Annotated in this window: 8 protein-coding genes, 3 tRNA genes, 3 rRNA genes and 1 other annotated feature; of the genes, 3 read left to right on the top strand and 11 right to left on the bottom strand. The window is 47.4% G+C overall.

The genetic code is table 11. The annotated features are described in order from the left end of the window. Nucleotides 1–103 precede the first annotated feature (103 nt). Nucleotides 104–745 (top strand): deoxynucleoside kinase, encoded by a 642-nt coding sequence (locus tag JOJ89_RS00120; protein WP_203289302.1) that lies wholly within the window; start codon nt 104–106, stop codon nt 743–745. Next, complete coding sequence (locus tag JOJ89_RS00115) at nt 742–1,410, top strand: deoxynucleoside kinase (RefSeq protein ID WP_203289301.1); 669 nt, start codon at nt 742–744, stop codon at nt 1,408–1,410. The genes JOJ89_RS00120 and JOJ89_RS00115 overlap by 4 nt, the downstream gene beginning before the upstream one ends. A 136-nt stretch (nt 1,411–1,546) precedes the next feature. On the opposite strand, the gene JOJ89_RS00110 is transcribed toward JOJ89_RS00115, so the two are convergent. The 6 genes from JOJ89_RS00110 to guaB form a co-directional block, all read right to left on the bottom strand. Beyond that, nucleotides 1,547–1,639 (bottom strand) — tRNA-Ser (locus JOJ89_RS00110). A 121-nt stretch (nt 1,640–1,760) separates the two neighbouring features. After that, nucleotides 1,761–3,038 carry a serine--tRNA ligase gene (serS, locus tag JOJ89_RS00105; RefSeq protein ID WP_203289300.1) on the bottom strand — a complete coding sequence of 426 codons (1,278 nt, stop codon included), beginning with the start codon at nt 3,036–3,038 and terminating at the stop codon, nt 1,761–1,763. Nucleotides 3,039–3,094: 56 nt separating this feature from the next. After that, nucleotides 3,095–3,315, bottom strand: a binding site (T-box leader). A gap of 52 nt (nt 3,316–3,367) precedes the next feature. Then, nucleotides 3,368–3,958 carry a pyridoxal 5'-phosphate synthase glutaminase subunit PdxT gene (pdxT, locus tag JOJ89_RS00100; protein ID WP_203289299.1) on the bottom strand — a complete coding sequence of 197 codons (591 nt, stop codon included), beginning with the start codon at nt 3,956–3,958 and terminating at the stop codon, nt 3,368–3,370. 21 nt (nt 3,959–3,979) lie between these two features. Then, complete coding sequence (gene pdxS / locus JOJ89_RS00095; RefSeq protein WP_203289298.1) at nt 3,980–4,864, bottom strand: pyridoxal 5'-phosphate synthase lyase subunit PdxS; 885 nt, start codon at nt 4,862–4,864, stop codon at nt 3,980–3,982. A 187-nt stretch (nt 4,865–5,051) separates the two neighbouring features. Next, complete coding sequence (locus JOJ89_RS00090) at nt 5,052–6,407, bottom strand: serine hydrolase (protein ID WP_406818063.1); 1,356 nt, start codon at nt 6,405–6,407, stop codon at nt 5,052–5,054. Nucleotides 6,408–6,578: 171 nt separating this feature from the next. After that, a complete protein-coding gene (guaB, locus tag JOJ89_RS00085) occupies nt 6,579–8,045 on the bottom strand; it encodes an IMP dehydrogenase (RefSeq protein WP_029286447.1) in 1,467 nt (488 codons plus the stop codon). 114 nt (nt 8,046–8,159) lie between these two features. Here guaB and JOJ89_RS00080 point away from each other — a divergent pair, with 114 nt between their 5' ends. Further along, the gene (locus tag JOJ89_RS00080) at nt 8,160–9,128 is read left to right on the top strand and encodes a YaaC family protein (RefSeq protein ID WP_203289297.1); all 969 of its coding nucleotides are present in this window, start codon (nt 8,160–8,162) and stop codon (nt 9,126–9,128) included. Between the two features lie 191 nt (nt 9,129–9,319). On the opposite strand, the gene rrf is transcribed toward JOJ89_RS00080, so the two are convergent. The 5 genes from rrf to JOJ89_RS00055 form a co-directional block, all read right to left on the bottom strand. Then, nucleotides 9,320–9,435, bottom strand: a 5S ribosomal RNA gene (rrf, locus tag JOJ89_RS00075). A gap of 91 nt (nt 9,436–9,526) precedes the next feature. Beyond that, nucleotides 9,527–12,457: ribosomal RNA gene (locus JOJ89_RS00070) — 23S ribosomal RNA — on the bottom strand. Between the two features lie 122 nt (nt 12,458–12,579). Then, nucleotides 12,580–12,652: transfer RNA gene (locus tag JOJ89_RS00065), tRNA-Ala, on the bottom strand. A 12-nt stretch (nt 12,653–12,664) separates the two neighbouring features. Continuing rightward, nucleotides 12,665–12,741 (bottom strand) — tRNA-Ile (locus tag JOJ89_RS00060). 151 nt (nt 12,742–12,892) lie between these two features. Continuing rightward, nucleotides 12,893–14,430, bottom strand: a 16S ribosomal RNA gene (locus tag JOJ89_RS00055). The 16S, 23S and 5S rRNA genes sit together here with 2 tRNA genes alongside, the layout of an rRNA operon. Nucleotides 14,431–14,489 lie beyond the last annotated feature (59 nt).

The raw sequence follows: 14,489 nt of genomic DNA, 5'->3' as shown, positions 1-14,489 counted from the left end.
GAAACTTTTCTTTTTTGGGAAATGCCCGCTCTTTTCCTATTAACACTGTGATACAATGAAATTTGTCTGTTTTGATAGATTTTTTTGCGTAGGAGGACACGTGATGAATGGCGTACCGTTTATTACTGTGGAAGGACCGATTGGCGTAGGGAAAACTTCACTTGCAAAGGCGATAGCAGAACACTATCACTTTCATTTGCTGAAAGAAATTGTGGATGAAAATCCGTTTCTCGGCAAATTTTATGAAAACATCGAAGAGTGGAGCTTCCAGACAGAAATGTTCTTCCTCTGTAACCGATATAAACAGCTTGAAGATATTGCCCAGTTGTTTTTGAAAAAGAGTCAGCCTGTTGTGGCGGATTATCATATCTATAAAAACCTCATTTTTGCAAAGCGCACTCTTAAAAAAGAACAATATGATAAATACCTCGACATATATTCCATTTTGACAAGCGACATGCCAAAACCAAACTTGATCATATACTTAGATGCAAGTCTTGAAACGCTTCTTTCGCGCATCGACAAGCGCGGCAGAGAGATTGAGAAAAAGATTGATCCCGGATACCTGAAGCAGCTTTCTGAGGATTATGAAGTGGCCATGTCACAGTGGGAAAAGGAACACCCGTCCATCCCTGTGCTGAGGTTCAGCGGGGACGAGCTTGATTTTGTCCAAAACGACAATGATTTGGCCTATATCTTTAAGCGTCTGGATGAATCTTTACACGAAGGAGCTAAAGCTAAATGAATTTGAGAGAAAAATACAGCATCCCGAACAATGCTGTCATTACAATAGCGGGTACAGTCGGCGTCGGCAAATCGACAATGACCAATGCACTTGCAAACGCCCTGAACTTTCGCACCTCATTTGAAAAAGTAGATACCAATCCTTATCTTGACAAGTTTTACGCGGATTTTGAAAGATGGAGCTTCCACCTGCAGATCTACTTCCTCGCAGAACGCTTCAAAGAGCAAAAGCGCATCTTTGAATACGGCGGCGGATTTATTCAGGACCGTTCCATCTACGAAGACACAGGCATTTTCGCAAAAATGCACTACGAAAAAGGGACGATGACAGAGGTTGATTATGAAACATACACGAATCTTTTCGATGCGATGGTCATGACACCTTACTTCCCTCACCCTGACCTACTGATTTATCTCGAAGGCAGCCTTGACGACATTCTGTCCCGCATTAAAGAGCGCGGACGCCCGATGGAGCAGCAGACGCCTGTTGCGTACTGGGAGGAAATGCACCGCCGCTATGAAGACTGGATCAACAACTTCAATGCGTGCCCGGTACTGCGTCTGAACATTAACGATTACGACATCATGAAAGACGAAGGTTCCATCGAGCCGATTGTTGAGCGTGTTGCGCATTTCATCGAGCAGACCAGACTGCTGAAAAAATAATGGTAGAATAACCGGGATCATTCCCGGTTATTTTTTATGTCCTTTTTTGAGATGCAAAAAGACCGCTGCAAAAGCAGCGGTCTAAGTATCAATCTCCAATTATTATGCGCGTAATAACCGGAATTCATATTTAAAATGGAGGAGGTAGAGGGATTCGAACCCCCGCGGGGTTTGACCCCCCTGTCGGTTTTCAAGACCGATCCCTTCAGCCAGACTTGGGTATACCTCCGTACTGACAAGAATTAATATATCATATAGAAAATATCTCTGTCAACGTTTCTAAAAAACTTTTTTCAAAAAAAATCAGAGGGCCAAAACGGCTGTTTTGGGCCCTCCGGTATGACAAACCATTATCTTGATAGAACTTCTCTGTTACCCATGTACGGACGAAGAACTTCAGGGATGATGACTGTTCCATCTTCCTGCTGGTAATTTTCAAGAATCGCTGCAACCGTGCGTCCGATCGCAAGTCCTGAACCGTTCAGCGTGTGAACAAATTCAGGTTTCCCTTTAGGCTCGCGTCTGAAGCGGATGCCTGCACGGCGTGCCTGGAATGCTTCAAAGTTACTGCAAGAAGAAATTTCACGGTATGTTTCCTGGCTTGGAATCCATACTTCAATGTCGTATTTTTTCGCAGCCGTAAATCCGAGGTCAGCTGTGCACATTCTCAGAACGCGGTACGGAAGGCCGAGAAGCTGCAGAACTTTTTCAGCGTGTCCTGTCAGTTTTTCAAGCTCATCGTAAGAGTCTTCAGGTTTTACGAATTTTACAAGCTCTACTTTGTTAAATTGATGCTGGCGGATCAGACCTCTTGTATCTCTTCCCGCAGAACCTGCTTCAGAACGGAAGCAAGAGCTGTATGCTGCATAATTGATTGGTAGCTGATCAACCGACATGATTTCCTCGCGGTGCATGTTTGTCACCGGTACTTCAGCCGTAGGAATCAGGAAATAGTCCTCATCTGCAATTTTGAAAGCATCTTCCTCAAACTTAGGAAGCTGACCTGTACCCGTCATGCTCGCTCTGTTGACGATGTATGGAGGCAGAACTTCCGTATAGCCGTGCTCATCAATATGAAGATCGAGCATGAAGCTGATCAATGCACGCTCAAGACGGGCGCCAAGACCTTTGTAGAAAACAAAGCGGCTTCCTGTTACTTTGCCGGCACGTTCAAAATCAAGGATTCCCAAATGGTCGGCTACATCCCAGTGAGGCTTCGGCTCGTATGCAAATGACGGAACTTCTCCCCACTCGCGGTGAAGAATGTTATCATCCTCCGTCTCCCCAACCGGCACGCTTTCGTGGGGAATATTCGGGATAGACAGCATCAAATGTTCAAGATCGGCTTCTACTTGTCTGAGCTCTTCATCCATTTCCTTCACCTTGTCGCCAACTTCGCGCATCTCTTTAATTAGGTGATCGGCATCCTGCTTTTCGCGCTTCATGACAGCGATTTGGCCGGATACTTCATTTCGTTTGCTTTTATAGACCTCAACCTCAGAAATCAATTCACGGCGTTTTTGGTCAAGCTCTTCAAATTTGGCAAAGTCGCCTAAATCTTCTCCGCGATGAGAGAGCTTTTCTTTTACCTCTTCAAAATTAGCCCGCAAGTACTTAATATCAAGCATCCTAATAACTCCTTTTATTTATCATTTTTTTACAAATAAAAAACTCCCGTCCCCGGTAAAGGGACGGAAGTTGTATCCGCGTTGCCACCCTAATTGAAGACAGAATCCTGCGCCTTCCTCTTAGCAGGATAACGGCCTGTTCCGGACATATCTAGTCTCCGAAGATTTCAATACATCATTCAAGGATGGATTCACAAGGCTCTCACACCGGTTCGCACCGACCACCGGCTCTCTTTGGAAAGAAACACTTGCTACTGGTTCCTGTCATCACGTTGTGCTTATTTAAGTAATTCATAATTTACTATAAGTTTGGTACGGTTGCAAGGGTTTTATACGCTTAATTTTTCTTTTGCCTGTTCCGCCATGCGGACAAAAAGACCTGTCATCCTGTGATCATCCGTTAATTCCGGATGGAAGGAGCATCCAAGGAACTGGCCCTGCCTTGCAGCGACAATGCGTCCATCATGTTTAGAAAGGATCTCAACGTCTTCTCCTACCTCCACAATATGAGGGGCTCTGATGAAAACGCCGGTGAAGTCTTCTGCTACATCTGTGATGTTAAGCTCCGCTTCAAAACTGTCGCGCTGACGGCCGAAGGAATTTCGTTCGACGGTTACATCCATTACACTTAGATGGCCTTCTTCATATCCGACAATGTTTTTCGCAAGAAGAATAAGGCCTGCACACGTTCCAAACATCGGTTTTCCTTGTGCAGCAAACGTTTTTAAGGGATCCATGAACCCGTATTTATCAATCAGGCGGCGCATCGTTGTGCTTTCACCGCCAGGAATAATCAGACCGTCAAGCTCATCAAGCTGCTCAGTCCGTTTGATAACGATCCCTTCAGCTCCGCTTTCCTCGATGGAGCGGATGTGCTCTCTGACGGCACCCTGAAGGCCAAGTACACCAATTTTAAGCATGACTCTTCTACTCCTTTATGATTACCAGCCGCGCTCCTGCATTCTGTTTTCAGGAAGCAGTGTTGAGATCTCGATGCCTTTCATTGCCGTTCCAAGACCTTTAGAAAGGCTTGCAACCAACTCATAATCTTCAAAGTGTGTTGTTGCTTCAACAATCGCACGTGCAAATTTAGCAGGATTTTCTGACTTGAAGATACCTGATCCTACAAATACTCCGTCAGCACCAAGCTGCATCATAAGAGCAGCATCTGCAGGTGTTGCTACTCCGCCTGCTGCAAAGTTAACTACCGGAAGGCGTCCTTCATGTTTAATTTGAAGAAGAAGCTCATAAGGCGCGCCTAACAGCTTCGCTTCTGTCATCAGCTCGTCTGTGCTCATGCTTGCGATTCTGCGTACTTGTCCATTTACTTTGCGCATGTGGCGGACAGCCTCAACAATGTTTCCTGTTCCCGGCTCGCCTTTAGTGCGAAGCATAGAAGCTCCTTCTGCAATACGTCTTGTCGCTTCGCCTAAATCGCGGCATCCGCAGACAAACGGAACTGTGAAATCGCGCTTGTTCAAGTGATATTCTTCATCTGCAGGAGTCAATACTTCACTCTCATCGATATAATCAACACCCATAGCTTCTAATACGCGTGCTTCTACAATATGTCCGATACGCGCTTTTGCCATAACAGGAATGGATACTGCTCCCATAACCGCCTCAACAATTGTCGGATCTGCCATGCGGGCAACTCCGCCTGCTGCGCGGATATCCGCAGGAACGCGCTCAAGTGCCATTACAGCAACTGCGCCTGCTTCCTCAGCAATTTTAGCCTGTTCAGCGTTCACAACGTCCATGATGACGCCGCCTTTTTGCATTTCTGCCATGCCGCGCTTTACGCGGTCAGTACCTGTATTGTTCATTCTATATCCCCCTCGTAATAGATAAAAATTGATCTAGCACATATAGCTTATTCTATCCTAAGTTATCGAAAAATCCTATCAAAATTAACGGAATAATAGTAACATTTCAAACAAACAGCTGTCATGTTTCCTTTAAAAGAAATTATTGTAAAAAAAAGATTTGCCCAAATCGGGCAAATCTCTTTCCTTAAAACCAGCCGGTTACTGTATCTGTCACAGTGCCCCATAACCCTGCAAAGAATCCTCCGATTCCTCTCATGGAAAGGACAAACCAGTTTGCTTTTTCAATGCTGCTCTTTGTGACAAGGTCAACGCTTGCTTCGCTTTTTTCTTCAAGGAAGCCAAGATCCTGGCCTTCACCGCTGTATTGAACGGTCATAGAGCCGATCTTCTCGCCTTTTTTAACCGGTGCCTGCACTTCGTTATCAGCATTTACTTTTTTCTCATCAAAAACGTAGCTTGGCTTGTACGCATTTTTTTCACCGTTTTTAACAACTAGCGATAACGGCTCATTTGTTGCAACAGCCACTTCTTTTTCTTTTCCTTTCACTACAGAAAGGTTTGATTTATCTTTGATTTGATAGTTTTCAGGGTAAACTTCTTCCATCTTGAAGTTATTGTATGCATAATCAATCATCTTTTTCGTTTCTTTAAAGCGCGGTGTGTGAAGCCCGTCGCTGCCCTGTGCATTTAAAACAACTGTAATGACACGCATGTCATTTCGTTCTGCTGTGGCAGTAAAGGATGAGCCTGCAGATTTCGTGGAACCCGTTTTCAGCCCGTCAACGCCTTCTGTTTCAAAAAGAAGACCTTTGAGCATCCAGTTCCAGTTATCCATTTTAATCGCATCATCTGTTCCTTCTCTGAATACCTTTCTTGGAATGCTTGCTGTTTCAAGCACTTCCGGATATTCATTGATGAGTTTCTGTGAAAGAAGAGCCATGTCGCGTGCTGACATTTTGTTTTCAGCGTCTGCACTCGTTCCTTCAGGATGCTGTCCAATCAGATCTCCATTATCAAGACCAGTTGAGTTAACAAATTCATAATTTTTAAGACCAAGATCTTTCGCTTTTTCATTCATCAATTTAACAAAATTCGATTCAGATCCTGCTACAATTTCAGCAAGACCGATCGCTGCACCGTTTGCAGAATAAATGCTCATGGCTTCAAAGAGCTCTTTTACATTGTATGTACCGTCTTTTCGCAATGGAACATTTGACAGGCTGCGGTTTTGGGAGATGCGGTAAACATAGTCACTCGGTGTATAGGTTTGATCCCACTTGATTTTTCCTTCGTTTACAGCTTCAAGGACAAGGTATTCTGTCATGATTTTAGCCATACTTGCGATCGGCAGAAGCTCATCGGCATTTTTGCCGTACAGGATCTTTCCTGTAGATGCCTCTACTAAAATGGCTCCTTTTGCATTTACTCCAACTGGATCGTTCTCTGCCGCTTTTGCTCCTGCACCCGGCAATACTGCAGTCACTGCCAGAACAGCTGCAAGAAAAACAGACAGCAGGCACTTTACTTTCATGTTGCTCAACTTCATAACCTCCACCGTTTTTTTATCTATTTATTATTCAATTATTGACCTTAGCTACAAACAACAAAGTCGATTTTATCACACTATTATAAAAAAAAATAGACAGAGTCTGAGACTCTGTCCTAAAGATTGAACATTGTATTACATTTCAGGTCAAACGGCCTAAAAATCTTATGATAACGAGTAGTTAGGTGATTCTTTTGTAATTTGCACATCATGCGGATGGCTTTCGCGCAGACCTGCGCCGGTCATGCGGACAAACTGGGTATTTTCGCGAAGCTCTTCAAGATTTGCTGTTCCGCAGTAGCCCATGCCTGAGCGGATACCCCCGACAAGCTGATATATCGTATCTGAAAGGGGTCCTTTATAAGGCGTTCTGCCCTCAATGCCTTCCGGAACAAACTTCTTGTTGTCTTCCTGGAAGTAGCGGTCCTTGCTTCCTTTTTCCATAGCGCCGACAGACCCCATGCCGCGGTAGACTTTAAAGCGTCTGCCTTGGTAGATCTCTGTTTCGCCGGGGCTTTCAGACGTGCCTGCAAGAAGGCTTCCGAGCATAACAGCATGTCCGCCTGAAGCAAGTGCTTTTACGATGTCGCCTGAATATTTAATGCCGCCGTCTGCGATAATAGTAATGCCAAGGTTTCTTGCTTCTGTCGCACAGTCGTAAACAGCCGTGATCTGAGGTACACCTACGCCTGCAACAACACGTGTTGTACAGATTGATCCAGGTCCGATTCCTACTTTTACAACATTCGCTCCGGCTTCAGCAAGAGCTCTTGTCGCTTCTGCAGTCGCCACGTTTCCAGCGATAATATTAAGTTCAGGGAATTCGCTTCTGATCATTTTGACCATATCGAGAACGCCTTTTGAATGACCGTGGGCCGTATCAACTACAATCGCATCAACATTGGCTTCCACAAGTTTTTTAACGCGGGTCATCGTATCTGACGTAACACCTACTGCTGCACCTACAAGAAGGCGGCCGTGCTCATCTTTTGCAGAGTTCGGGAACTCGATGACTTTTTCAATATCCTTAATCGTGATTAATCCTTTTAAAACACCTTTATCATCAACAAGAGGAAGTTTTTCGATTTTGTGTTTTTGAAGAATGCTCTCTGCTTCCTTTAACGTTGTTCCGACAGCTGCCGTTACAAGGTTATCTTTTGTCATAACCTCTGAAATCTTGATGGAGAAATCCTGAATAAAACGCATATCCCGGTTTGTAATGATGCCGACAAGCTTTTGCTCGTCTTCATTGTTGACGACAGGAACACCCGAAATACGGTATTTTCCCATCAAATGCTCAGCATCATATACCTGGTGGTCAGGAGTTAAAAAGAATGGGTTTGTAATAACACCCCGTTCAGAACGCTTTACCTTATCAACCTGTTCTGCCTGCTGCTCAATGGACATGTTTTTGTGGATAATGCCCATGCCGCCCTGCCTTGCCATCGAAATCGCAAGCTGAGCTTCCGTCACCGTATCCATGCCTGCACTGATAACCGGAATATTAAGCTTAAGAGTCGGTGTTAAGCTGACACTTAAATCTACATCCCTTGGCAGTACTTCAGATTTAGCCGGAACAAGCAATACATCGTCAAACGTCAAACCTTCTTTAACAAATTTACTTTCCCACATCATGAAATCCCCCTCTTTACGGCAAAATATTATTAGTAGATTAACAACTTGCCTACCCACTGTCAAGAACAGGTAAAAGAGTTTAAAAATTTCGACAATAAGGAGGTCTGCAAAATGACTGCAACAAACGCGTGGAATCAGCTTAAATCCTACCAAACAACAGATACCGTCCAAAAGTTTCTGGAAAAATGTTACCAAAAATCCTGCCAGTCATTGCCGGCAGAACTCTCTTATCAGAACAGCTACCCGTTTGTGTACCATCTGAAGCATGCAGAAAACTTTTATCTCTCAGCTGAGAATGCATCACTGCCCGTAAAGCCCATGCTGCTTTTCTACGGCATGGCCCAGCTCATCAAAGCCTGCATCCTGACAAAAGATCCCGAATACCCTGCCGCATCCTCTGTTCTTGCACACGGAGTATCTTCACGCAAACGAAAAAAACAGCATTACCGCTTTCTGCAGGACGAAGTGAAAATACAAAGAAACGGCCTGTTTGCCCATGCAGCATTCCACCTGTACAGCCTTCAGCACGTGGAGAATGACAAGTACTCCATGCACGAGCTTTTAAAGAGAGTGCCCGAGCTCTGTGACCTGTTTAAAATGCATAAACAAAAAGACGTACATATCGCAATTGGGGTGGACGATCAACACATTCATCTTCCGAAAGATGCGGCAGCATCCTACCACATGACACCGGATAGGATGCTTGACTATTTGCATCATCACTTTCAGCTTGATAAAGCAGGTGAGACTAGTGACGTTATGTCATTGCTTCTGCCAGAGTCTTTTAACGCTTTCAGCAGCCCGCCCTTTTTATATAACCAGCAGACGTGCACGTACAGTCTGCCGGCATCGCTGAATGATCTGGCAGGTCTGCCTGAGTTTCTTGCGCACTATCTCCTGCTGTACAATCTCAGCATGATCTCAAGATATGAAACAGAGTGGTGGTACGAACTGATGCTCAGCCATTCCCAGGATGACTATGTCTTCATAGTCCGTTTCCTTGAAGCCACAAAGGATAAAATACCCCAGATGGCGCTGACCTTTTTGAATCAGATGAGGGAGCAGAGTATGCAGGGGTAGGATCCAAGCTGTTTGCTTACCCTCCGATATCGTTTTTCGGTTTTGGAGGGTACGATTCGGGCGTTTGCTTACCCTCTGATATCGATTTACAGTTTCACAGGGTACGATTCCCCATTTGTTTGCACTAATTAATCCTGCATTCCTTCAGAACAACAAAAAAGACAGCATCTCTGCTGTCCTTTTTTCTGCGTGCCTGGCAACGTCCTACTCTCACAGGGGGAAACCCCCAACTACCATCGGCGCTAAAGAGCTTAACTTCCGTGTTCGGCATGGGAACGGGTGTGACCTCTTTGCCATCATCACCAGACAATATGCATTTTTGTTGAAAGAAGTTATTCTTTCAAAACTGAGTAACGTTTGATAACAAGATTCACGTGCAATTTACGCTTAGTTAGACTGTGGTTAAGTCCTCGAACGATTAGTATCTGTCAGCTCCACACGTCACCGCGCTTCCACCTCAGACCTATCAACCTGATCATCTTTCAGGGTTCTTACTCACAAATGTGATGGGAAATCTCATCTTGAGGGGGGCTTCATGCTTAGATGCTTTCAGCACTTATCCCTTCCGCACATAGCTACCCAGCGATGCCTTTGGCAAGACAACTGGTACACCAGCGGTGCGTCCATCCCGGTCCTCTCGTACTAAGGACAGCTCCTCTCAAATTTCCTGCGCCCACGACGGATAGGGACCGAACTGTCTCACGACGTTCTGAACCCAGCTCGCGTACCGCTTTAATGGGCGAACAGCCCAACCCTTGGGACCGACTACAGCCCCAGGATGCGATGAGCCGACATCGAGGTGCCAAACCTCCCCGTCGATGTGGACTCTTGGGGGAGATAAGCCTGTTATCCCCGGGGTAGCTTTTATCCGTTGAGCGATGGCCCTTCCATGCGGAACCACCGGATCACTAAGCCCGACTTTCGTCCCTGCTCGACTTGTAGGTCTCGCAGTCAAGCTCCCTTGTGCCTTTACACTCTGCGAATGATTTCCAACCATTCTGAGGGAACCTTTGGGCGCCTCCGTTACATTTTAGGAGGCGACCGCCCCAGTCAAACTGCCCGCCTGACACTGTCTCCCAGCCCGGTAAGGGCTGCGGGTTAGAATTTCAATACAGCAAGGGTAGTATCCCACCAATGCCTCCACCGAAGCTTGCGCTCCGGCTTCCAAGGCTCCTACCTATCCTGTACAAGCTGTACCAAAATTCAATATCAGGCTGCAGTAAAGCTCCACGGGGTCTTTCCGTCCTGTCGCGGGTAACCTGCATCTTCACAGGTACTATAATTTCACCGAGTCTCTCGTTGAGACAGTGCCCAGATCGTTACGCCTTTCGTGCGGGTCGGAACTTACCCGACAAGGAATTTCGCTACCTTAGGACCGTTATAGTTACGGCCGCCGTTTACTGGGGCTTCGGTTCAAAGCTTCGCTTGCGCTAACCTCTCCCCTTAACCTTCCAGCACCGGGCAGGCGTCAGCCCCTATACTTCGCCTTGCGGCTTCGCAGAGACCTGTGTTTTTGCTAAACAGTCGCCTGGGCCTATTCACTGCGGCTTTTCAGGGCTATTCACCCTAAAAAGCACCCCTTCTCCCGAAGTTACGGGGTCATTTTGCCGAGTTCCTTAACGAGAGTTCTCTCGCTCACCTTAGGATTCTCTCCTCGCCTACCTGTGTCGGTTTGCGGTACGGGCACCTCTCACCTCGCTAGAGGCTTTTCTTGGCAGTGTGGAATCAGGAACTTCGGTACTAAATTTCCCTCGCCATCACAGCTCAGCCTTATATGGGAAGCGGATTTGCCTACTTCCCGGCCTAACTGCTTGGACGCGCATATCCAACAGCGCGCTTGCCCTATCCTCCTGCGTCCCCCCATTGCTCAAATGGTGAGGAGGTGGTACAGGAATATCAACCTGTTGTCCATCGCCTACGCCTTTCGGCCTCGGCTTAGGTCCCGACTAACCCTGAGCGGACGAGCCTTCCTCAGGAAACCTTAGGCATTCGGTGGAGGGGATTCTCACCCCTCTTTCGCTACTCATACCGGCATTCTCACTTCTAAGCGCTCCACCAGTCCTTCCGGTCTGGCTTCGACGCCCTTAGAACGCTCTCCTACCACTGTTCGTAAGAACAGTCCGCAGCTTCGGTGATACGTTTAGCCCCGGTACATTTTCGGCGCAGAGTCACTCGACCAGTGAGCTATTACGCACTCTTTAAATGGTGGCTGCTTCTAAGCCAACATCCTGGTTGTCTAAGCAACTCCACATCCTTTTCCACTTAACGTATACTTTGGGACCTTAGCTGGCGGTCTGGGCTGTTTCCCTCTTGACTACGGATCTTATCACTCGCAGTCTGACTCCCGAGGAGCAAGTCTTTGGCATTCGGAGTTTGACTGAATTCGGTAACCCGATGAGGGCCCCTAGTCCAATCAGTGCTCTACCTCCAAGACTCTCATACTCGAGGCTAGCCCTAAAGCTATTTCGGAGAGAACCAGCTATCTCCAAGTTCGATTGGAATTTCTCCGCTACCCACACCTCATCCCCGCACTTTTCAACGTGCGTGGGTTCGGGCCTCCATTCAGTGTTACCTGAACTTCACCCTGGACATGGGTAGATCACCTGGTTTCGGGTCTACGACCACGTACTAATTCGCCCTATTCAGACTCGCTTTCGCTGCGGCTCCGTCTCATCAACTTAACCTTGCACGGGATCGTAACTCGCCGGTTCATTCTACAAAAGGCACGCCATCACCCGTTAACGGGCTCTGACTACTTGTAAGCACACGGTTTCAGGATCTTTTCACTCCCCTTCCGGGGTGCTTTTCACCTTTCCCTCACGGTACTGGTTCACTATCGGTCACTAGGTAGTATTTAGCCTTGGGAGATGGTCCTCCCGGATTCCGACGGGATTTCACGTGTCCCGCCGTACTCAGGATCCACTCTGGAGGGAACGAAGTTTCGACTACAGGGTTTTTACCTTCTATGACAGGCCTTTCCAGGCCGCTTCATCTACCCCGTTCCTTTGTAACTCCGTATAGAGTGTCCTACAACCCCAAGAGGCAAGCCTCTTGGTTTGGGCTGATTCCGTTTCGCTCGCCGCTACTTGGGAAATCGCATTTGCTTTCTCTTCCTCCGGGTACTTAGATGTTTCAGTTCCCCGGGTCTGCCTTCAGTACCCTATGTATTCAGGTAAAGATACTGTTCCATTACGAACAGTGGGTTTCCCCATTCGGAAATCTCTGGATCAAAGCTTACTTACAGCTCCCCAAAGCATATCGGTGTTAGTCCCGTCCTTCATCGGCTCCTAGTGCCAAGGCATCCACCGTGCGCCCTTCATAACTTAACCAAAATTGGTCAATCGTTTGTTTAGACTGTAAAGTCTAAGAAAATCACTATGGTAAGCGTAAATCTCAGTGAATTACTTGTTATCAATTACGTTATCCAGTTTTCAAAGAACAACTTTCTAGGTGGAGCCTAGCGGGATCGAACCGCTGACCTCCTGCGTGCAAGGCAGGCGCTCTCCCAGCTGAGCTAAGGCCCCGTATTAAAGAGATGGTGGGCCTAAATGGACTCGAACCATCGACCTCACGCTTATCAGGCGTGCGCTCTAACCAGCTGAGCTATAGGCCCATCTCATATAAGGATAAAAGAGACGATTGCGACGAACAAAAAAGCACGCGCATGACGTTCTCGCTTACTTGTAAAGTAAACTTCCTATTTAAATGGAGAACAAAGTTCTCTCAAAACTAAACAAAATCCAAAAGCGACCTCATATCCTTAGAAAGGAGGTGATCCAGCCGCACCTTCCGATACGGCTACCTTGTTACGACTTCACCCCAATCATCTACCCCACCTTAGGCGGCTGGCTCCTTGCGGTTACCCCACCGACTTCGGGTGTTGCAAACTCTCGTGGTGTGACGGGCGGTGTGTACAAGGCCCGGGAACGTATTCACCGCGGCATGCTGATCCGCGATTACTAGCGATTCCAGCTTCATGCAGGCGAGTTGCAGCCTGCAATCCGAACTGAGAATGGTTTTATGGGATTGGCTAAACCTCGCGGTCTCGCAGCCCTTTGTACCATCCATTGTAGCACGTGTGTAGCCCAGGTCATAAGGGGCATGATGATTTGACGTCATCCCCACCTTCCTCCGGTTTGTCACCGGCAGTCACCTTAGAGTGCCCAACTGAATGCTGGCAACTAAGATCAAGGGTTGCGCTCGTTGCGGGACTTAACCCAACATCTCACGACACGAGCTGACGACAACCATGCACCACCTGTCACTTTGTCCCCCGAAGGGGAACCTTCTATCTCTAGAAGTGGCAAAGGATGTCAAGACCTGGTAAGGTTCTTCGCGTTGCTTCGAATTAAACCACATGCTCCACCGCTTGTGCGGGCCCCCGTCAATTCCTTTGAGTTTCAGTCTTGCGACCGTACTCCCCAGGCGGAGTGCTTAATGCGTTAGCTGCAGCACTAAAGGGCGGAAACCCTCTAACACTTAGCACTCATCGTTTACGGCGTGGACTACCAGGGTATCTAATCCTGTTCGCTCCCCACGCTTTCGCGCCTCAGCGTCAGTTACAGACCAGAGAGTCGCCTTCGCCACTGGTGTTCCTCCACATCTCTACGCATTTCACCGCTACACGTGGAATTCCACTCTCCTCTTCTGCACTCAAGTTTCCCAGTTTCCAATGACCCTCCCCGGTTGAGCCGGGGGCTTTCACATCAGACTTAAGAAACCGCCTGCGCGCGCTTTACGCCCAATAATTCCGGACAACGCTTGCCACCTACGTATTACCGCGGCTGCTGGCACGTAGTTAGCCGTGGCTTTCTGGTCAGGTACCGTCAAGGTGCCGGCAGTTACTCCGGCACTTGTTCTTCCCTGACAACAGAGTTTTACGATCCGAAAACCTTCATCACTCACGCGGCGTTGCTCCGTCAGACTTTCGTCCATTGCGGAAGATTCCCTACTGCTGCCTCCCGTAGGAGTCTGGGCCGTGTCTCAGTCCCAGTGTGGCCGATCACCCTCTCAGGTCGGCTACGCATCGTCGCCTTGGTGAGCCATTACCTCACCAACTAGCTAATGCGCCGCGGGCCCATCTGTAAGTGACAGCCGAAACCGTCTTTGAATGTCAAACCATGCGGTTTGACATAGTATCCGGTATTAGCTCCGGTTTCCCGGAGTTATCCCAGTCTTACAGGCAGGTTGCCCACGTGTTACTCACCCGTCCGCCGCTGACCTCCGAAGAGGTCCGCTCGACTTGCATGTATTAGGCACGCCGCCAGCGTTCGTCCTGAGCCAGGATCAAACTCTCCGAAGAAAATTTGTGACTCATAAATGTTGCTGACTTAAAAAATTTAAAACGTTTGGTACGCTTTT

Source organism: Metabacillus sp. cB07 (assembly GCF_016839225.1).
Lineage (GTDB): Bacteria > Bacillota > Bacilli > Bacillales > Bacillaceae > Bacillus_P > Bacillus_P indicus.
The sequence above is the reverse complement of the archived record's forward strand: the minus strand, read 5'-3'. Positions and strand labels throughout refer to the sequence as shown.

Excerpts from the sequence above, each read along its gene's own strand:
- JOJ89_RS00120 (WP_203289302.1), top strand. The coding sequence starts at position 104 with ATGAATGGCGTACCGTTTATTACTGTGGAAGGACCGATTGGCGTAGGG.
- serS (WP_203289300.1), bottom strand. The coding sequence starts at position 3,038 with ATGCTTGATATTAAGTACTTGCGGGCTAATTTTGAAGAGGTAAAAGAA.
- JOJ89_RS00080 (WP_203289297.1), top strand. The coding sequence starts at position 8,160 with ATGACTGCAACAAACGCGTGGAATCAGCTTAAATCCTACCAAACAACA.
- guaB (WP_029286447.1), bottom strand. The coding sequence starts at position 8,045 with ATGTGGGAAAGTAAATTTGTTAAAGAAGGTTTGACGTTTGACGATGTA.
- pdxS (WP_203289298.1), bottom strand. The coding sequence starts at position 4,864 with ATGAACAATACAGGTACTGACCGCGTAAAGCGCGGCATGGCAGAAATG.
- pdxT (WP_203289299.1), bottom strand. The coding sequence starts at position 3,958 with ATGCTTAAAATTGGTGTACTTGGCCTTCAGGGTGCCGTCAGAGAGCAC.
- JOJ89_RS00115 (WP_203289301.1), top strand. The coding sequence starts at position 742 with ATGAATTTGAGAGAAAAATACAGCATCCCGAACAATGCTGTCATTACA.